17 protein-coding genes, 1 rRNA gene and 1 riboswitch are annotated in these 19,017 nt (G+C 45.3%); of the genes, 9 read left to right on the top strand and 9 right to left on the bottom strand.

Going from position 1 to position 19,017, the window contains the following annotated elements:
* Positions 1 to 95: 95 nt before the first annotated feature.
* Positions 96 to 218, bottom strand: coding sequence for a hypothetical protein (locus tag AB4161_RS20005; protein ID WP_267869012.1), 123 nt, complete (start codon positions 216 to 218; stop codon positions 96 to 98).
* Between the two features lie 142 nt (positions 219 to 360).
* On the opposite strand from AB4161_RS20005, the gene AB4161_RS20000 reads away from it, so the two are divergent.
* A complete protein-coding gene (locus AB4161_RS20000; RefSeq protein ID WP_009848140.1) occupies positions 361 to 795 on the top strand; it encodes an Hsp20 family protein in 435 nt (144 codons plus the stop codon).
* A gap of 106 nt (positions 796 to 901) precedes the next feature.
* On the opposite strand, the gene AB4161_RS19995 is transcribed toward AB4161_RS20000, so the two are convergent.
* From AB4161_RS19995 to glyQ, 4 genes are all read right to left on the bottom strand, one after another.
* Entirely contained in the window at positions 902 to 2,152 is a 1,251-nt protein-coding gene (locus AB4161_RS19995; RefSeq protein WP_048611244.1) for a valine--pyruvate transaminase, read from the bottom strand.
* Positions 2,153 to 2,406: 254 nt separating this feature from the next.
* Entirely contained in the window at positions 2,407 to 4,494 is a 2,088-nt protein-coding gene (locus tag AB4161_RS19990; RefSeq protein ID WP_102429008.1) for an alpha-amylase, read from the bottom strand.
* Positions 4,495 to 4,696: 202 nt separating this feature from the next.
* Positions 4,697 to 6,763, bottom strand: a complete 2,067-nt coding sequence (gene glyS / locus AB4161_RS19985) for a glycine--tRNA ligase subunit beta (RefSeq protein ID WP_372084065.1) — start codon at positions 6,761 to 6,763, stop codon at positions 4,697 to 4,699.
* Between the two features lie 2 nt (positions 6,764 to 6,765).
* A complete protein-coding gene (glyQ, locus tag AB4161_RS19980; RefSeq protein WP_017058815.1) occupies positions 6,766 to 7,683 on the bottom strand; it encodes a glycine--tRNA ligase subunit alpha in 918 nt (305 codons plus the stop codon).
* Between the two features lie 210 nt (positions 7,684 to 7,893).
* Positions 7,894 to 8,010, top strand: a riboswitch (yybP-ykoY riboswitch).
* A gap of 93 nt (positions 8,011 to 8,103) precedes the next feature.
* Between glyQ and AB4161_RS19975 the strand changes: the two genes are divergently transcribed.
* Positions 8,104 to 8,658: a TMEM165/GDT1 family protein gene (locus AB4161_RS19975; protein ID WP_017058817.1), complete on the top strand. Its 555-nt coding sequence runs from the start codon at positions 8,104 to 8,106 to the stop codon at positions 8,656 to 8,658.
* A 151-nt stretch (positions 8,659 to 8,809) separates the two neighbouring features.
* Positions 8,810 to 9,064 carry a hypothetical protein gene (locus AB4161_RS19970; RefSeq protein ID WP_017058818.1) on the top strand — a complete coding sequence of 85 codons (255 nt, stop codon included), beginning with the start codon at positions 8,810 to 8,812 and terminating at the stop codon, positions 9,062 to 9,064.
* A gap of 83 nt (positions 9,065 to 9,147) precedes the next feature.
* Here AB4161_RS19970 and tusA read toward each other — a convergent pair whose 3' ends face one another.
* Positions 9,148 to 9,399 (bottom strand): sulfurtransferase TusA, encoded by a 252-nt coding sequence (gene tusA, locus AB4161_RS19965; protein ID WP_004736675.1) that lies wholly within the window; start codon positions 9,397 to 9,399, stop codon positions 9,148 to 9,150.
* A gap of 149 nt (positions 9,400 to 9,548) precedes the next feature.
* On the opposite strand from tusA, the gene AB4161_RS19960 reads away from it, so the two are divergent.
* Both AB4161_RS19960 and AB4161_RS19955 read left to right on the top strand, forming a co-directional pair.
* Entirely contained in the window at positions 9,549 to 9,734 is a 186-nt protein-coding gene (locus AB4161_RS19960) for a hypothetical protein (protein WP_004736674.1), read from the top strand.
* 156 nt (positions 9,735 to 9,890) lie between these two features.
* Positions 9,891 to 10,832: a LysR family transcriptional regulator gene (locus tag AB4161_RS19955; protein ID WP_004736673.1), complete on the top strand. Its 942-nt coding sequence runs from the start codon at positions 9,891 to 9,893 to the stop codon at positions 10,830 to 10,832.
* Between the two features lie 135 nt (positions 10,833 to 10,967).
* On the opposite strand, the gene AB4161_RS19950 is transcribed toward AB4161_RS19955, so the two are convergent.
* The 3 genes from AB4161_RS19950 to fadB form a co-directional block, all read right to left on the bottom strand.
* Entirely contained in the window at positions 10,968 to 11,948 is a 981-nt protein-coding gene (locus tag AB4161_RS19950; RefSeq protein WP_060983442.1) for an MDR family oxidoreductase, read from the bottom strand.
* A 243-nt stretch (positions 11,949 to 12,191) separates the two neighbouring features.
* On the bottom strand, positions 12,192 to 13,355 hold the full coding sequence (fadA, locus tag AB4161_RS19945) for an acetyl-CoA C-acyltransferase FadA (protein WP_004736671.1): 1,164 nt from the start codon (positions 13,353 to 13,355) through the stop codon (positions 12,192 to 12,194).
* A 26-nt stretch (positions 13,356 to 13,381) separates the two neighbouring features.
* Positions 13,382 to 15,553 (bottom strand): fatty acid oxidation complex subunit alpha FadB, encoded by a 2,172-nt coding sequence (gene fadB, locus AB4161_RS19940; RefSeq protein ID WP_372084063.1) that lies wholly within the window; start codon positions 15,551 to 15,553, stop codon positions 13,382 to 13,384.
* Positions 15,554 to 15,780: 227 nt separating this feature from the next.
* Here fadB and AB4161_RS19935 point away from each other — a divergent pair, with 227 nt between their 5' ends.
* The 4 genes from AB4161_RS19935 to AB4161_RS19920 form a co-directional block, all read left to right on the top strand.
* A complete protein-coding gene (locus AB4161_RS19935) occupies positions 15,781 to 16,404 on the top strand; it encodes a YigZ family protein (protein ID WP_017058823.1) in 624 nt (207 codons plus the stop codon).
* Between the two features lie 34 nt (positions 16,405 to 16,438).
* Complete coding sequence (locus AB4161_RS19930) at positions 16,439 to 17,896, top strand: TrkH family potassium uptake protein (protein WP_008223210.1); 1,458 nt, start codon at positions 16,439 to 16,441, stop codon at positions 17,894 to 17,896.
* 10 nt (positions 17,897 to 17,906) lie between these two features.
* A complete protein-coding gene (hemG, locus tag AB4161_RS19925) occupies positions 17,907 to 18,434 on the top strand; it encodes a menaquinone-dependent protoporphyrinogen IX dehydrogenase (protein ID WP_017058824.1) in 528 nt (175 codons plus the stop codon).
* A 508-nt stretch (positions 18,435 to 18,942) separates the two neighbouring features.
* A 16S ribosomal RNA gene (locus AB4161_RS19920) occupies positions 18,943 to 19,017 on the top strand; the annotation flags it as partial.

Raw genomic sequence — 19,017 nt, 5'->3', positions numbered from 1 at the left:
CTCCTCCTACTCGATTTTGTAAGATATTGAAAAATATTGAGTTGCAAAAATAATTGAAAATAACCCCTTGAAACTATTTTGCTCAATCCATATATCTATTTGTGAAGAGGATGACTGTCTTGCTCTACAAGAGAAGAAACAGAACCTTCATTACCGCTAACGAAGTATCGCTCAATAGAGGATAACTTTGGCAGCACACAACTTAAAAATTGATTCATTGCCATGTCCCAGCGTTGTCGCCAATAGAGGTGAAACCCGAGGAATGCGAATTGAATCTCTTAGCTGTTTACTGGGTCACACACAGGTTAGATCCAAGTAAAATTCGCAGCTAAGACTATTGCTTACTAAAAGGATAGCATTATGAGAACTGTAGATTTCACTCCACTTTACCGCAACGCAATCGGCTTCGATCGTCTATTCAACATGATGGAAGCGAATACATCGAAGAACTCTTCTGGCGGTTACCCTCCATACAACATCGAGCAAAAAGACGAGAACAACTACCGTATTACTATGGCAGTCGCTGGTTTTGCTGATGACCAATTAGATCTGACTCAGAAAGAGAACATGCTAATTGTGAAAGGTGAGCGTAAAGCAGAAGCAGAGAAAACCTTCGTATACCAAGGTATCGCAGAGCGCGATTTCGAGCGTAAATTCCAACTGGCTGACTACGTAAAAGTGGTAGGTGCAAGCATGGAAAATGGTCTTCTTCACATCGACCTCGAACGCGAAATCCCAGAAGCGATGCAACCACGTAAGATTGCTATCAATGGTAATAGTTTACTAGAAGGCTAATTACTGTTAGCTCCTTAGAGCTAAAAAATATCGGGAAGTAAAAGTGAAAGAGCACCTAATGAGGTGCTCTTTTTGTATTTGACCTGCGGTAAGCTAAAAGCTCTTATTACTGCTCTGAGTAAGCCTTTTTCACTTCTTCAGCAATGATAGCAATGCCTTTCTGCATCGCCTCATCATCTTGTACGTAGTTCATGCGTAAGCACTGGTGAGCATGATCCCACTCGTCTTCTTGGCCGATAAAGAAGTATTCACCCGGAACAATCAATACGCCGCGAGCTTTAAGGCGGTCGTACAGTTCCATTGTGGTGATCGGCAGCTCATCAAACCATAGCCATAAGAAGATAGCGCCTTCAGGCTTGTGAATACGGAAGCGAGGGTCGTCGATAGCGTCTTGTAACAGTTCAACTGCACGTAGTGACTTATCTTTATAGAAAGGTTTGATTACCTCGCTACTTAAGCGCAGTAAATCGCCTTTTTCAATCATGTGATTGGCAATTGCAGGGCCAACACTGTTTGGCGCTAAGCTAATGATGCCATTCATGTTGGTCAATGCTTGTGTTACTTCTTCACTCGCAATTACGATACCGCAACGCACACCCGGCAAACCAAGCTTAGAAAGGCTCATGCACAGAATCGTATTTTCATTCCAGAACGGTTCGACATCTTCAAAGATGATGTTAGGAAACGGCAGGCCGTAAGCATTGTCGATCAGCAGTGGGATGTTGTTTTCACGCGCCAGTTTATCCAGTTTACGCACTTCTTCGTCGGTCAGTACGTTACCCGTTGGGTTGGTTGGACGAGATGCACAGATAGCCGCGACTGAGTCATCAACCTTTAGTTGTTCAAAATCAACGTGGTATTTAAACTGACGGTTTTCTAGCAGTTCGATCTCTGGGTGGTAAGAGATAAAAATATCGTCATCAATACCCGCGTCGCCGTAGCCGATGTATTCCGGTGCGATCGGCAGTAGGATTTTCTTATGTGAGCCGTCAGGCTGTTGGCCTGCTAGCAGGTTGAATAGGTAGAAGAAGCCACTTTGACTGCCATTAGTCAGGCTGATGTTCTTCTCGCTGATGTCCCAACCGTAGGTCTCTTTCAGCATTGCTGCTAACGATTTGATGAAGCTGTCTTTACCCTGCGGACCATCGTAGTTGGCGAGGGCGGCGATGAGTTCTCCACTGGCGAGCATGTCGGCACTGGCTTGGTTAAAGTAATCGAGCATGGCAGGGATAGCGGCTGGGTTGCCACCACCGAGCATGATAGCGCCAGGAGTGCGCAGGCCATCATTCAAATCATCCATTAAACGAGTGATTCCAGAGTATCGATTAAACTTTTCGCCAAACTTAGAGAACTGCATTACTAATTTTACCTAATTCATTGTGATTGCTTGTTACGTGTCATTAAGGCAGACCTTATGTCTGTCATCAGTGTATTCCTTGAACATACCGCAATGTTTTTGCGACGCATAGCGCCAAATGCTCTAACACGTAAAAAACTTCTATAAAGTTTGGTTAATGAGTGACAGCTTGCTTATTGAACGTACCTTTAGCGATAAAAAAAGGAGAAGCCTAAGCTTCCCCTTTAGTTTCTGGTGTTTATGTTAATGAAGGTTTAGTTCGAACCGGTATAAACGACTAATACCTTGTCATCTTGGTATTGGCGTTCGAACGCATAGTAGCCCTTGCTGTTACGGATGATGTGCTTACCCTGAGCAACGGCTGGGTGGCGTTGGCGGAATTGGCCAAGCGCTTGCCAGTGTTCTAGCAGCTCTGCACGTTCGCCAGTGATTTGATCCCAAGGCATGTCTGAGCGTGTGCCTTGCATTGGATCAGAACCCGTTGGGCCAAAGTCTCGGGCGATTTCATCGCCGTAATAGATCTGTACCGCACCGGGAGCCAGCATCAACGCGTTTGCAGCTTTGGTTTGTTTTGCAAAGTCACTGCCATGTTGTGTCCAGAATAGCGAGGTGTCGTGAGACGAAAGGTAACTCAGTACGTTGAACTCGCTGTCGTTGTTGATCTTCTCTGCGTATCGAAGGTAATCAGCATCAAGATCGGATAGGCACTTGAGCGCCTTTGGTGCGATATCACTCTGGAATTCAAAGTTGATGATCGAATCAAATCCGTTAGCGAAGTAATCTGATTTGACCACGCTGTGTGCCCATACTTCGCCAGTCATCCAGAAGGGTAAGTCATCCAAGGCCTTGTCTGGGTTGTTCTGTTTCCACTCGGCAAGTGCCTGGTTGGTGCTCTCTTTCAGTTCTGCCCATGCTTCGAGTTCAACGTGTTTAGCGGTATCGACCCTGAAACCATCGACACCATATTCGCGCACCCAATCCGATAACCAAGTGATTAAATGGTTACGAGGTGTTTTGAGTTCATCGGTCGCGCTGGTGGACTTATTGCGATAGAAATTAGGCAGCCCGATTGTCTCTGTCGACTCTGTTTTGAAATCGGGCAGATGCGCCAAAGACATGGTGAGGTTATTGTAGCCCGGAGAGTCATAGGCGCCGATATCGCTGCGTAGCCAAGCTTTGCCCCACCACTTTTCCCACGCTTCTTTGTCGCTGTAAGAGATGTAGTTGTTGAAGTAGTGCCAGTTCTGACCTTTGGCAGGTTGCCAATCTGTCCAGTTTTCGCCAAGTGTTTGTTTGGCTTCTTCGTCAGTTAGGTTGAGCTTACCAAAATCAAACTCTTGCATGTCGGCAAGCGTCGCATAGCCGGTGTGGTTCATTACCACATCCCAAACAACACGAATGCCTTTGCTATGCGCGGTATCGATGAAGGTTTTTAGCTCGTCTTCGGTGCCCATGTTGTCATCAAGCTTGGTCCAATCTTGGTGGTAGTAACCATGGTAGCCATAATGCTTGAAATCACCGCGATCACCACCGCCAACCCAACCGTGGATCTGTTCTAACGGAGAGGTAATCCAGATAGCATTGGCACCGAGCGATTCTATATAGTCGAGTTTTTCGGTTAAGCCTGCCAAGTCACCACCGTGGAAGGTGCCGATTTCATCTTGTCCATCTTGGCTGCGACCATAGCTGTTGTCGTTATCAGGATTACCATTATGGAAACGGTCAGTCATTACGAAGTAAACAGTGGCGTTGTCCCAACTAAAATCGGCCTTGGTTTCTGGTTCTACTTTCTCTAGTAGCAGAACACCTTGGCTGTTTTCTGCTGGCTGCATGGTGACGCTGCCATTGGTAACTGTGACTTGTTTGCCTGAAAGAGCGTCTCTTACCAAGGTGCCATCATCAAAGGTTTGAGTAACATCGATGGTGGTTGGTTGGTCACTGGGTACAGGACAGGCAAAGCTTTGAACTTGTTGCTGCTTCGGCTTTATCTGAACCGTGAGTTCATTGGTCTGAGGGTTGAGCGTAAACTGGTAGGTGTTAGCACGAAAGACCTTTATATCTATTTCAGAATTCTCGGCACAGTCGTCCAGACGAAGGGGTTTATTGAATTTGATGCGACTTTCTTCAGCCAAAGCATAGTTAGTACCACAGGTATTTTGAGTATCGCTGATAGAGAAGGTATAGCTACCTTTGGCGAGTTCCTGTTCTGCAATTACGGTACCTTTACCTGATGATTCAAATACGACAGTGTCGTTATCAATTGTCAGTAATAGGATATTGTCACTGGTTTGGCTGCATGCGCTGAGTGCGAGCATTGAAAGCGCGAGTACTGTTTTTTTCATTGTTCCCTTCCCCTGAATAAACAGGTTATTTATAGCAAACAATGCCCTCTACAGTCTGAGTGCTGTTTCATTCAGTTAATCAATAATACCTCTACAAACAAATGCTTGGTTCACAAAAACAAAAAGGGAAGCTTTCGCTTCCCTTTGGGTGTTTACCGTTAGTTACTCAGAGTATGACTTAGAGTAATTGTCTCACTTGTGCTTATTTTTGCAGTAGAGAGATGTCAGCAATCTGTAGGAACAGGTTACGTAGGTTGTTCAGTAGCGTTAGACGGTTTTTCTTAAGCGCTTCGTCATCAGCCATAACCATCACGTTATCGAAGAATGCATCTACTGGTTCACGTAGATCAGCAAGCTTGCTTAGGGCTTCTTGGTAGTTGCCTGTCGCGAATGCTGGTTCTAGTGCTTCTGTCATTACTTCAACGTTTTCAGCTAGAGCTTTCTCTGCGTCTTCTTGAAGAAGAGTTAGGTCAATTTCAGCTAGTAGCTCGCCATCGAATTTCGCAAGGATGTTACCTACACGCTTGTTCGCTGCTGCTAGTGCTTCTGCTGCTTCCAGTTCACGGAAGTGAGAAACCGCTTTAACACGTTGGTCAAAGTCAGCTGGCTTAGTTGGACGACGTGCTAGTACCGCTTGGATGATATCAACACTGAAACCAGCATCTTGGTACCATGCGCGGAAACGACCTAGCATGAAGTCGATAACGTCAGATTCTACGTTGTCGTTGGTTAGCTTGTCGCCTAGTAGCTCTTTCGCTTTACCGATTAGATCGGTTAGGTCTAGGTTGTAGCCGTTTTCAACGATGATACGAAGCACACCTAGTGATGCACGACGTAGAGCAAATGGATCAGAACCTTTTGGTGCTTGGCCAATACCGAAGATACCTACGATAGTGTCTAGCTTGTCTGCCATTGCTACTGCTGAAGAGATACCAGTGCTTGGTAGATCGTCACCCGCGAAACGAGGCATGTATTGCTCGTAAAGTGCCAGTGCAACTTGCTCGTCTTCACCGTCGTGAGTCGCGTAGTGCATGCCCATCACACCTTGAGTATCCGTAAATTCGAATACCATAGAGGTCATTAGGTCACACTTAGCCAGTAGGCCAGCACGCTTAGACTTTTCAACGTCAGCATCGATTTGCTCAGCAATGTAGCCTGCAAGCTCTGTGATGCGGTCTGTTTTGTCTTTGATAGTACCCAATTGCTTCTGGAAGATAGCCTGGTCTAGTTCAGCAAGACGGTCGATAAGCGGGCGCTTACGGTCTGTGTTGAAGAAGAATTCAGCATCAGCAAGACGTGGGCGTACCACTTTCTCGTTACCTTCGATAACGTGACGAGGCTCTTTAGACTCGATGTTCGATACGAAGATGAAGTTCGGTAGTAGCTTCTTGTTGTCATCGTAAACAGGGAAGTACTTTTGGTCACCCTTCATGGTGTAAACCAAAGCTTCAGAAGGGACTTTTAGGAACTCTTCTTCAAACTTCGCTGTCAGTACTACTGGCCATTCAACCAGAGACGTTACTTCTTCAACAAGGTCATCTTCTAGGTCAGCTGTACCGCCAACCGCAGCTGCCGCTTTTTGCGAATCAGCAAGGATGATCGCTTTACGCGCTTCGTAATCTGCCATTACTTTACCGCGCTCTTCTAGGATCGCAGGGTATTGGTCAGCAGAGTCGATTGTGAACTCTTGTTCGCCCATGAAACGGTGGCCACGGATAGTACGAGCAGATGCTACGCCTAGGATTTCGCCTTCAACAAGCTCATCACCTAGTAGTACTGTCAGTGTTTTTACTGGACGGATAAATTGAATGTCTGAGTTACCCCAGCGCATTGCTTTAGGAATTGGTAGGCCAGCCAGTGCTTTCGCAGCAATGTCCATCACCAATTCTTGAACTGGTTTGCCAGCTACTTCTTGTTTGAAAAGAAGCCACTCGCCTTTGTCTGTTTTCAGACGGTCAGCTTGCTCAACAGTAATACCGTTACCACGAGCCCAACCTTGTGCCGCTTTGGTCGCGTTGCCTTCAGCATCGAATGCCACAGAAACAGCAGGGCCACGTTTCTCAACCACTTTGTCTGCTTGGCCTTCAGCCAGTGCAGTTACTTTAAGTGCTAGACGACGAGGTGCTGCGTACCACTTGATGCCTTCGTGAGAAAGCTCAGCCGTTTTAAGACCTGCTTCAAAGTTAGAAGCAAACGCTTCTGCTAGAGAACGAAGTGCTGTTGGTGGAAGCTCTTCCGTACCCAGTTCAATTAGAAAATTCTTCGCCATGATTATTTACCTTCCTTCTTACACATTGGGAAGCCAAGCGCTTCACGTGACGCGTAGTACGCTTCAGCAACTGATTTAGTCAGGTTGCGGATACGAAGGATGTAACGTTGACGCTCTGTTACAGAGATAGCTTTGCGCGCATCAAGGATGTTGAATGCGTGACCTGCTTTTAGAATGCGCTCGTAAGCTGGAAGCGGCAGTGGCTTCTCAAGCTCAAGTAGCTCTTTACACTCTTTCTCGCACTGGTCGAAGAAAGTGAATAGGAAATCTACGTCTGCGTGCTCGAAGTTGTACGTCGATTGCTCAACTTCGTTTTGGTGGAAGATGTCACCGTAAGTCACGTTAGAACCGTCTGGTGCTACGTTCCATACTAGGTCGTAAACAGAATCTACTTCCTGGATGTACATTGCTAGACGCTCGATACCGTAAGTGATCTCGCCAGTTACTGGCTTACACTCAAGGCCGCCAACCTGTTGGAAGTAAGTAAACTGAGTTACTTCCATGCCGTTTAGCCATACTTCCCAACCAAGGCCCCATGCGCCTAGTGTTGGGTTTTCCCAGTTATCTTCAACGAAGCGAATGTCGTGAACAAGTGGGTCAACACCAAGAACCTCTAGGGAGCCTAGGTACAACTCTTGGATATTGTCTGGCGATGGTTTTAGCGCTACTTGGAATTGGTAGTAGTGCTGCAGACGGTTCGGGTTTTCACCGTAACGGCCATCGGTCGGACGACGAGAAGGTTGAACGTAAGCTGTAGACATTGGCTCTGGGCCAAGTGCTCGTAGACATGTCATTGGGTGAGAGGTGCCGGCACCTACTTCCATATCTAGAGGTTGAACAATGGTACAACCGTTTTGAGCCCAGTAATCCTGCAGCGCGAGGATCATTCCCTGGAAGGTTTTGATATCGTATTTTTGCATAGTCAGGTTCGCGCGATTCTTTTAAATGAATGAGAAAAATAACCTCTGAGTATACCGAGATATTCGTAAAGCGAGTAGGGGTAATCTTGTTTAATTAGTGGTCTAAAATGTCGTTTAGTGGATTTTTGTGCCTTTAATGTTTGTTTTTCGGCACAAGTGGATATTTTGATAACTTTGACACTTGTGTTTGAAAGCATGGGCTATTAAAATCTCGCGGTCTTTGGGGAGTAGCTTACTTATTCATATCCTATTGAATGAGTTCGTTCGTCAACATAATTGATGCAAAATCATCATGGCGTTCGAGGCAACCACCACCTTGGTGGTGCTTAGCAAGACCATAGACAAGCATCGTGAACCGGGATGGGGCGCGAGGTTTGTCTTTGGTTAAATATAATAATCCCCATCCCAAATGAGCATGTCGTGAGCGTTTTAGCAATTTCAATTACAACTGTCGCCTTAGCCGAGATCGGTGATAAGACTCAGTTGCTATCTCTTTTATTAGCCAGTCGATATCGCAAGCCGATACCTATCATCGCAGCTATCTTCTTTGCCACCATTGCCAATCATGCCCTTGCAGCATGGCTCGGGGTCGTGGTTGCTGATTATCTTTCACCTGAAGTATTAAAGTGGGTGCTGGTGGTCAGTTTCATTGCGATGGCTGGCTGGATTTTGATTCCCGATAAGTTAGATGACGATGAACAGATCTCAAACCGAGGACCGTTTGTCGCCAGTTTTATCGCTTTCTTTATTGCTGAGATCGGCGATAAAACCCAAATTGCGACCTCTATCCTAGGGGCTCAATATGCGGATGCATTAGCGTGGGTGATTCTGGGTACAACCATTGGTATGTTGCTGGCAAATGTGCCTGTGGTGATCATCGGTAAGCTGTCTGCTGATAAGATGCCTCTTGATCTGATTCGTAAGATCACAGCTTTGCTATTCGTGGGTTTAGCTATCGCTGCTGCTTTCTATTAACAGGTGGTATTGAGTCTTATTATACTCAATCAGTAGAGTAATGTGTTGTAGGTCATACTCTTACAGTATTGTGGGGTTTATCGAGCGAATGGACATATAACTGTCATACTTGTCATGATATTTTAATCTTGTGAGTTAAGAACACGAGGGCATGATTATGTTGACGCGTTATATGGGTATTACTCCACAAAGCCAAAGTTATCTATTTACTTTTGGTCTTGCACTTACACTGTTAGGCATGGTGTTGACGGACATGTGGCTGCCAATGGTCGCGGGTGCCATCATCATGACTGCACTTGCGGTAGAGGCTTGGATTCGGGTCGCGCATATTATTCCGATGCGCAAAGATATCCGAGAAATTCAGCATCAGCTGGAGCATCTGCAAAACAAATCTAGAAGCGAATAAACAAAAAGCCGCTCGTACTCTGAGTTCTGTTTAAGAACATAAGGTACGAGCGGCTTTTTTGATACTTGATAGTCGGTGGGGCGTTACGCCTCCAATCCCTTTCTGATCAAATACTGGTAAGGCAACGTTTCTGTTGCTTGGCCTACCAACTGGTGATCCATGAATCGACAAAAGCTCGGAATATCTCGAGTTGTCGAAGGATCGTCAGCTTTTACCAGTAACACATCGCCATCCTGCATGTTTCTAATTGTCTTCCTGACCATCATTACTGGTTCCGGGCAACGCAGGCCTTCAGCTTCTAAAGTATGGGTTGCCAGTTCAGGTTTGAATGTCATGGTTTGTATCTCTATATCTATCTAACGAGTGAATAATACGTCTGCAGAAAAAATATGCAATAAGTGCTTGGCAAACAGAATCATTTCCTATAACTTAGTTAACAAGTTGATAACAACTTGAAGCAAAGGCAACTAGCTAAGGAGTGGCGATGTTGACAGGATTAGATAGATTAACAATTTATTCGGTTCTCTGTTTTATTTCTTTTTGTGCGTTAGTACTACGCTCATCGACAGAGACCTCACTGATGCCTATTTTTGGCATAGTAGCAACGATTATTGGTATTTGGGTAGAGATGCGCCGTTGGCAAGGCATAGCCGAAGAGCAAGAGCACTAACCCGAATACAGCAAGCGAATTCCGATACGACAACATTCCGACACTATCCCCAAATTTTCTTGGGCTTCCCCGCGTAATTGCGGGATTTTTTTTATCTAAAGCATGCTATAAACAACTTAGTGACTAATGGCAATCGTATACAGCTAGGTAAGTGGCGTGGAATTAGAAGACATCTATCGTAGAGACCTTAATTTATTGGTCGCTTTAAAGGTATTGATTGAAGAGGGCAGCGTAAGCCAGGCCGCGCTTCGTCTTAACTTAAGCCAATCCGCAACCAGTCGAGTATTAGGGCGTTTAAGAGAATTACTAAACGATCCGTTGTTTACACGTCAAGGTCAGCACCTTATTCCTACCAAGAAAGCACTCGAGATCAGTCAGCGTATTGATCAGCCTTTGGAGTCTTTTCGCCAATTGCTGAGTCCGAGTGACTTTGACCCTTACTATTGCAGCGAACGTTTTCTGATCGCTACCACCGATTATGCGATGCAAACCATCTTGCCTTATGCGTTGCCTAAGATTTATGAACAAGCACCCAATATCTCTTTGGAGTTTGCTCCGTTGCAGCATGAGCATTTGTTTAAACAGCTCAGCACCGAACGCGTTGATATGGCGATCTGTCGTCCGAGTGGCAGCATTGCACCACTTCATCAAGAAGTCTTGGGGCCGGTTGGTGTGTCGTGTCTGTTATCTAAAAACCATCCATTAGCCGATCAACCTTTAAGCCTTGAAGACTATGTTTCACTCCCACATGCGATGATTGCGATCAGTGATGGTGTTAAGGCTTTATTAGACAACGCGTTAGCCAATCAACAGCCTCGTAAAATGGTGTTGCGTGCTTATCACCTTGAAGCTGCATTGGCGATTGTTGATAGAATGCCGTTGGTGATTACTGTGCCTGCTGATTTGGCTTATTTGGTAGCAGAGCGTTATGACTTGGTTGTTAAGCCATTACCATTTGAATTTATGCCGTTTGATTACTCACTGATCTGGCACTCGCGTTGCGATTCTTCTGCTTCACAACAATGGTTAAGAAGAGTGGTAAAAGAAGAGTGTGGTGAGTTGATTCAAAAACGGATTGCGGATGTAGGTTTGGGTTAACCGGAGCTGAGTCTGTGTTCACTTGACCCGAATGACAAAAACGCAAAAGGGCTGATAAAAATCAGCCCTTTGTTGTTTTGGGTTATCCAAGTCTAAAGCCGTTGCTTAAGGTTTGATAACTTTATGTTTGAGAATCTATAGTTTAATGACTACGCGACCAGTGATTTGACCGTTAGTGATGTCTTCTGCTGCTTGAATTGCACCGTCTAAAGACACTTCTTTGGTTGCTTGAGCATAGAAAGATTCTGGTAGTAGCTCCGCCAGTTGTTCCCACGCTTTAATACGTTTTTCACGAGGGCACATTACAGAATCAACACCTTGTAGGCGAACGTTACGCAGAATGAATGGCATTACCGTAGTGGGTAAGTCAAAACCACCTGCTAGACCACACATAGCAACCGCACCGTTGTAATCAATTTGCGCCAATACTTTCGCAAGCACTTTGCTGCCTACCGTATCGATAGCGCCAGCCCACAGTTGTTTTTCTAGTGGCTTAGCTGGTTCTTCTAGTTCAGCACGCTCTACAATGCGTGTCGCGCCTAGTGATTTAAGTAGTTCACCGTTTGCAGAAGCACGACCAGTCACAGCTGCCACTTTGTAGCCCAGTTGGTTTAGTAGAGTGATAGATACGCTACCTACGCCGCCACTTGCACCTGTTACTAGGATTTCACCGTCTTCTGGTTTGATGCCTGCATCTACGATAGCTTGCACACAAAGCATTGCTGTGAAGCCTGCTGTACCGATTGCCATGACTTTCTTAGCGTCTAGACCTGCTGGCATTGGCACTAACCAATCACCGTTTAGGCTCGCTTTTTCGGCCATGCCGCCCCAGTGACCTTCACCAACACCCCAACCCGTTAGAACAACTTCGTCGCCTGCTTTGTAGCGTGGGTCATCAGATTGTGAAACCACACCTGAAAGGTCGATACCAGGAACCATAGGGAAGTTACGAACAATGCGCCCTTTACCTGTAATCGCCAAACCATCTTTGTAGTTCAAAGAAGAGTAGCTAACATCGATCTTCACGTTACCTTCTGGTAATTGAGACTCTTCAATTTGAGAAACTGACGCGATAGTTTTTTTGTCTTCTTGGTTTAGTACAAGTGCTTTAAACATGATCTGCTCCGTGGAGGAATATTAGGAAACTGAAGTAACTTTAGTTGAATCATCTGAGAAAAAATAATGAAACATCAACATTGAATATATGCGTTTTATGCATAGATGTCAGGGTGGGTTTTTTCTCTCGTTGAGTTCGCTGAACGCAACCGATGCATTGTTGGATGCCAAGTAATAAAAAGTGCAGCTATATAAATATAGCTGCACAAAAGATTACCCTTCAAGTATTACAGTCAGTAAACGCTATGGACGTTCAAATACCGTTGCAATACCTTGGCCTAAACCAATACACATAGTCGCCAAGCCGTATTTCACGTCTTGTGCTTCCATCAGGTTGATTAGCGTCGTCGAGATACGAGAGCCAGAACAGCCTAGTGGGTGACCAAGAGCAATCGCACCGCCGTTAAGGTTTACTTTCTCGTCAACAACATCCAGTAGACCTAAGTCTTTAGCACAAGGTAGAGATTGAGCAGCAAACGCTTCGTTTAACTCAATCACACCCATGTCTTCAATGGTTAGTCCTGCACGTTTAAGTGCTTTTTTCGTTGCTGGTACTGGGCCGTAACCCATGATTGAAGGATCGCAGCCAGCGATAGCCATAGACTTCACGCGAGCGCGAATCTTAAGGCCAAGTGCGTTAGCTTTCTCTTCGCTCATGATAAGCATTGCAGAAGCACCATCAGACAGAGCTGATGAAGTACCTGCTGTTACTGTGCCGTTTGCTGGGTCAAATACCGGACGCAGCTGGGATAAGCCTTCAACTGTTGTCTCTGGGCGAATGACTTCGTCGTAATCCAGAGTGAACAGAGAACCGTCTGCAGCGTGAGCTTCGGTTGGCAGGATTTCATTTTTGAAACGACCTTCAACCGTAGCTGCTTGAGCGCGAGCATGTGAGCGTGCTGCGAATGCATCTTGGTCTTCACGGCTAATACCGTGCATTTTGCCTAACATCTCAGCGGTTAGCCCCATCATGCCGGCCGCTTTTGCTACGTGTTTTGACATGCCTGGGTGAAAATCAACACCATGGTTCATTGGTACGTGGCCCATGTGCTCCACACCACCAATCAGGCAGATTTCAGCATCACCAACCATGATAGAGCGAGTTGCATCATGCAAAGCTTGCATAGATGAACCACATAAACGGTTGACTGTTACAGCACCAATCTCAATCGGTAGACCAGCAAGCAAGGCAGCGTTACGTGCAACGTTGAAGCCTTGCTCTAGTGTTTGTTGTACACAACCCCAGTAAATATCTTCAATTTCGACAGGGTTTACTTCTGGGTTGCGCTCTAAAATGCCTTTCATCAAATGTGCAGACAGATCTTCAGCACGAGTGTGACGGAAAGCTCCACCTTTGGAACGTCCCATTGGGGTGCGAAGGCAATCAACAACAACTACATTTTTCATTTTGCTATTCCTTTTCCAAATGTGGGTTACAGAGAACTGGCTTGTTGGCTGTCGTAAAAGCTTTCGCCCTTCGCTGCCATATCAAGCAATAGCTGAGGAACTTGGTACATTGCACCTAAGTCTTGGTAGCCTTTCGCCATTTCAACGAAGTTACCAATGCCCACACTGTCTAAGTAGCGGAATACGCCGCCTCTAAATGGAGGGAAGCCTAAACCGTAAACCAGTGCCATATCCGCTTCTTGCGGTGTCGCGATAATGCCTTCTTCTAGACAAAGCACCACTTCGTTGATCATTGGAATCATCACGCGCTGGATAATTGTTTGGTCATCAAAATCTTGTGGTGCTTGACATACGTCAGCCAAGATAGGAAGAATGTCTTCAGAGAAGGTCTTCTTCGGACGACCACGCTTGTCTACGCTGTATGTGTAGAAACCGCTACCGTTTTTCTGACCGTATTTTTCAGCAACGTAAAGTGCATCAATCGCATCACGACCTTCTTTGCCCATACGCTCTGGGAAACCTTGCGCCATCACAGCTTGTGCGTGGTGTGCAGTGTCTAGGCCTACAACGTCTAGTAAGTAAGCCGGGCCCATTGGCCAACCGAACTTGCGCTCCATCACTTTATCGATCTTAGTGAAATCAGCACCGTCGCGTAGCAACATGCTGAAACCGCCAAAGTAAGGGAAAAGTACACGGTTAACGAAGAAGCCTGGGCAGTCGTTAACAACGATTGGGGATTTACCCATCTTCGCTGCGTAAGCAACCACGCGATTGATGGTCTCTTCTGAAGTTTGTTCACCACGGATGATCTCAACCAAAGGCATGCGATGCACAGGGTTAAAGAAGTGCATGCCACAGAAGTTTTCTGGGCGCTTCAGTGATTTCGCTAGCAGGTTGATCGGAATTGTAGAGGTGTTTGATGTTAGAACCGTGTCTTCACCAACCAAACCTTCCACTTCGCTCAGTACTGCTGCTTTTACTTTCGGGTTTTCTACTACTGCTTCAACAATCACATCCGACTGTTCTACACCCGCGTAATGCAGGCTTGGAGTAATAGAAGACAGAATACCTGCCATCTTGAATCCATCTAAGCGACCGCGTGATAAGCGTTTATTCAACAGCTTAGATGCTTCGTTCATACCTAGATCAAGCGATGCTTGTGCGATGTCTTTCATCATCACTGGCACGCCTTTTAGAGCTGATTGGTAAGCAATACCGCCGCCCATGATACCAGCACCAAGTACGGCTGCACGCTCAGTTGCTTTGTTTGCTGACTTACCCGCTTGTTTCGCTAAGCCTTTGATGTGCTGGTCATTCAGGAATAAGCCAACTAATGCTTTTGCTTCTTCCGATTTCGCTAGCTTAACGAAGTGCTTACGTTCGATGTCGAGTGCTGCATCGCGATTGCTGCGTGCAGCTTCTTCAATCGCAATCACAGAAGTAATCGGAGCTGGGTAGTGAGGCCCTGCTTTTTGAGCAACTAAGCCCTTCGCCATGGTAAAGCTCATCATCGCTTCGAGTTTGCTTAGTGAAAGCGCTGATGTCTTTTGTTTACGGCGTAGCTGCCAGTCTAATTTTTCATTAGCAGCCAGAGAAACGGTATTGATTGCCGATTCTAGTAACTGGTCTGTTTCAACAATCGCATCTAACAAGCCAACTTTAAGCGCTTCATCTGCACGGCATGCTTTGCCTTGCGTGATAATTTCCATTGCGCTGTCAGCACCGATAACACGAGGTAGGCGTACACAACCACCAAAACCAGGCATGATGCCAAGTTTGGTTTCAGGTAGGCCAATGCTGGTGGTCTTGTCACCGATACGGAAATCGGTAGCGAGTACACATTCACAGCCGCCGCCAAGGGCATGGCCACGCATCATTGAAAGAGTTGGGACAGGAAGGTCTTCGAGCTTGCTGAAGATTGAATTAGCGAATCTTAACCATTCATCAAGTTCTGCTTCTGGCTTAGCAAATAGGCCAAGAAATTCAGTGATGTCTGCGCCTACAATGAACGCGTCTTTGTTTGAAGTTAAGATTAAACCACGTAATCCTGCGTGAGCATTAAGAGCATCTAACGCTTTATCTAGTGATTCTAAAGTAGCAAGGTCGAGTTTGTTTACAGAGGCTGGTGCACAGAAGCTTAATTCCGCAATACCATCTTGTAATTCCTTTACCTGTAGGGTGTTAGCTTGGTAAATCATTGTCTATCTCCATGACATACAATCCACGATTGTTTGAGAGAATCTTGTTATCTTTCTATTATTGTAGAATACCTGGTAAGACCAGTTATCTTAGTCTGTACCTCTGCTTGATTAATTTCAATACATTTTTTAAACAATTGTTTAACATTGTGCGATGGCACAGATCCTCTAACCCTTATTATTCACGCGTGATACACTTCGTCGCTCTTATTAACTAAGTTAACGATATGAATGAACAGCCTTATTTAATACCTTCTGCGTCGGCTCTGTTTGAAGAAGAGATAAAAAAGAGCGTCTTTATTACGCATCTTGCTCATACTCCAAGTGTTGAAGCTGCAAAACAGTTCGTAGAACAGGTGAAAAAAGAGCATTCTTCAGCACGACATAACTGTTGGGGTTTTGTTGCTGGTCGACCTGAAGACTCAATGCTTTGGGGTTTCAGTGATGATGGTGAACCCTCGGGTACAGCGGGTAAGCCTATCTTGGCGCAACTATCGGGCTCTGGTGTCGGTGAATTAACGGCTGTTGTGACGCGCTACTCTGGCGGAATTAAGCTTGGAACCGGCGGTTTGGTTAAGGCTTACGGCGGTGGCGTACAACAAGCTCTCAAGCTGCTTCAAACTATCGAGAAAAAAATAACCACAAAATTACGGCTAGAGTTAGACTATGGCTTTGTGCCGATCGCACAATCCATCATGGCTCAGCATCAGGCTGTTGAGGTCCAAGCGGATTATGGTGTTCAAGTTGAGCTTATTATTGAAATAGAGCTCCTTCAGGTAGATTCGTTTACCCAAACCATGATCAATAAAAGCGGTGCTAAGGCACTGGTAACGAAAGTCAAAGACAACTAGGAAGTGTGAAGCATTTCGCTTCGTTCAATAGCTCATGCAATTTCGCTCAATTATTCGAATCGTCGGATTATTATTAGCACTTTTTAGTGTATCAATGCTTGCTCCTGCGCTCGTCGCACTGATCTATCGAGATGGTGCGGGTGTGCCATTTGTGACGACCTTCTTCGTTCTCTTATTCTGTGGAGCAACTTGCTGGTTTCCAAACCGACGTTATAAGCATGAATTGAAAGCGCGTGATGGCTTTTTGATTGTTGTTCTGTTTTGGACGGTAATCGGTAGTGCGGGTGCGCTGCCGTTTTTGATCGCCGATAACCCCAATGTGTCGGTAACCGATGCTTTCTTCGAATCCTTCTCTGCATTAACTACGACAGGTGCGACCGTAATTGTCGGCCTCGATGATCTGCCTAAGGCGATTCTTTTTTATCGTCAGTTCCTACAATGGTTTGGTGGTATGGGTATCATCGTATTAGCGGTAGCTATCCTCCCTGTTCTGGGTATCGGTGGTATGCAGTTATATCGTGCTGAAATCCCGGGTCCAGTAAAAGATAGCAAGATGACTCCGCGTATTGCTGAAACGGCAAAAGCGCTTTGGTACATCTACCTGAGCTTAACCATTGCTTGTGCAGTGGCGTTTTGGCTTGCTGGGATGAGCTTCTTTGATGCCATCAGTCATAGCTTCTCTACTATTGCGATTGGTGGCTTCTCGACTCACGATGCGAGCATGGGGTATTTCAATAGCCCTGCGATCAACATGATTACAGTTGTGTTCCTTCTTATATCCGCATGTAACTATTCGCTTCACTTTGCTGCATTTGCTTCAGGTGGTGTGCATCCTAAGTATTATTGGAAAGATCCTGAGTTCCGCGCCTTTATCTTTATTCAGGCAGTACTGTTCTTGGTTTGTTTCTTATTACTGCTCAATCATCACTCTTATGATTCGTACTACGATGCTTTCGACCAAGCCTTGTTCCAAACCGTGTCTATCTCTACGACCGCGGGTTTTACAACGACGGGTTTCTCAGAGTGGCCATTGTTCTTACCCGTACTGCTTTTGTTCTCTTCTTTTATAGGGGGATGTGCAGGTTCTACGGGTGGTGGTATGAAAGTGATTCGAATCTTACTACTTACTCTGCAAGGTGCTCGTGAAATGAAGCGTCTTGTTCACCCACGGGCTGTCTATACCATCAAGGTTGGCGGTTCTGCACTACCACAACGTGTTGTAGATGCGGTCTGGGGCTTCTTCTCTGCATACGCATTAGTGTTTGTGGTTTGTATGCTGGCTCTTATTGCAACTGGTATGGACGAGTTGAGTGCTTTCTCTGCGGTAGCGGCGACATTAAATAACCTTGGCCCGGGCCTTGGTGAAGTCGCGGTGCACTTTGGCGATGTGAACGACAAAGCAAAATGGGTACTTATCGTATCTATGCTGTTTGGCCGATTAGAAATCTTCACCTTATTAATCTTATTGACCCCTACGTTTTGGCGTAGCTAAGGACAACATTGTGGCAAAAGTTCTATTTTTGTATTCAAGCCGTGAAGGGCAGACCAAGAAAATCTTGAACTATATAAAAGAAGAAATGAGTGAGTTCGAATGTGAGCTTCAAGATCTGCACACTATTGGCAAGGTGGACTTTGCTCAGTACGACAGAGTGTTGATTGGCGCATCGATTCGTTATGGCCACCTTAATAAGAAGCTATATCAATTTATTGATGCCAACCTTACTCAGTTGCAATCAAGCAAGGTTGCGTTCTTCTGTGTTAACTTAACGGCGCGTAAAGAAGACCAAGGCAAAGATACACCAGAAGGCAGTGCGTATATTAAGAAGTTCCTTACCAAGTCTCCATGGCAGCCGACTTTAATCGGTGTATTTGCAGGTGCCCTCTATTACCCACGTTATAACTGGTTCGATAGAACCATGATCCGCTTTATTATGAATATGACAGGTGGTGAAACGGATACAACGAAGGAAGTTGAGTACACAAACTGGGAAAAAGTCTCTTTGTTCACTGAAAAACTGAAGAATATGTAAGATAAAAGCCTACTTTTGAGGCGTTTTGAGTTCTTTTTAATCGAACGAATAAAAAAACGAAAAAAACTTAAAAAAGGGCTTGCCAGTGTGATCGAAATCTCTATAATGCCACCTCGCTGACACGGGATGGCTTCTTAGGAAACCAGAACGAATCAGCAAGCCAAATTAGCCAAGCCAAGCGCTTGAAAAAAGTTTTGAAAATAGTGGTTGACACTAAAACTTAAATCGCTAAAATGGCCGTCCGATTTGAGCGAAGCTCAAAAAGGAAAAGCTCTTTAACAATTTAAACCTATCAATCTGTGTGGGCACTCGTTGATGAATATCAAAAATTGATTCTTAGGAATCACATTGATTTCAATGAACTGAGTGACCAATCGATAATTTATTATTCGGCACAGTCAATTCATTACCATTCTGTTGGAATGGTAATAGCTTTAGAATTACTTTTTGTAGTTTTGAAGTCAGTATTCGTTGAGTCACACCTATTAATTTAGGTAATCAAAACTTTAAATTGAAGAGTTTGATCATGGCTCAGATTGAACGCTGGCGGCAGGCCTAACACATGCAAGTCGAGCGGAAACGA

This window comes from Vibrio sp. 10N.286.51.E5, from assembly GCF_041469125.1.
Taxonomy (GTDB): domain Bacteria; phylum Pseudomonadota; class Gammaproteobacteria; order Enterobacterales; family Vibrionaceae; genus Vibrio; species Vibrio crassostreae_C.
Note: the sequence above shows the minus strand (reverse complement) of the source record. Positions and strands in the feature narration are given on the sequence as shown.

Bases quoted from the DNA above. Each gene is read 5' to 3' on its own strand.
- AB4161_RS20005 (WP_267869012.1), bottom strand. From the start codon at position 218: ATGAATCAATTTTTAAGTTGTGTGCTGCCAAAGTTATCCTCTATTGAG.
- AB4161_RS20000 (WP_009848140.1), top strand. From the start codon at position 361: ATGAGAACTGTAGATTTCACTCCACTTTACCGCAACGCAATCGGCTTC.
- AB4161_RS19995 (WP_048611244.1), bottom strand. From the start codon at position 2,152: ATGCAGTTCTCTAAGTTTGGCGAAAAGTTTAATCGATACTCTGGAATC.
- AB4161_RS19990 (WP_102429008.1), bottom strand. From the start codon at position 4,494: ATGAAAAAAACAGTACTCGCGCTTTCAATGCTCGCACTCAGCGCATGC.
- glyS (WP_372084065.1), bottom strand. From the start codon at position 6,763: ATGGCGAAGAATTTTCTAATTGAACTGGGTACGGAAGAGCTTCCACCA.
- glyQ (WP_017058815.1), bottom strand. From the start codon at position 7,683: ATGCAAAAATACGATATCAAAACCTTCCAGGGAATGATCCTCGCGCTG.
- AB4161_RS19970 (WP_017058818.1), top strand. From the start codon at position 8,810: ATGATTATGTTGACGCGTTATATGGGTATTACTCCACAAAGCCAAAGT.
- tusA (WP_004736675.1), bottom strand. From the start codon at position 9,399: ATGACATTCAAACCTGAACTGGCAACCCATACTTTAGAAGCTGAAGGC.
- AB4161_RS19960 (WP_004736674.1), top strand. From the start codon at position 9,549: ATGTTGACAGGATTAGATAGATTAACAATTTATTCGGTTCTCTGTTTT.
- AB4161_RS19950 (WP_060983442.1), bottom strand. From the start codon at position 11,948: ATGTTTAAAGCACTTGTACTAAACCAAGAAGACAAAAAAACTATCGCG.
- fadA (WP_004736671.1), bottom strand. From the start codon at position 13,355: ATGAAAAATGTAGTTGTTGTTGATTGCCTTCGCACCCCAATGGGACGT.
- fadB (WP_372084063.1), bottom strand. From the start codon at position 15,553: ATGATTTACCAAGCTAACACCCTACAGGTAAAGGAATTACAAGATGGT.
- AB4161_RS19935 (WP_017058823.1), top strand. From the start codon at position 15,781: ATGAATGAACAGCCTTATTTAATACCTTCTGCGTCGGCTCTGTTTGAA.
- AB4161_RS19930 (WP_008223210.1), top strand. From the start codon at position 16,439: ATGCAATTTCGCTCAATTATTCGAATCGTCGGATTATTATTAGCACTT.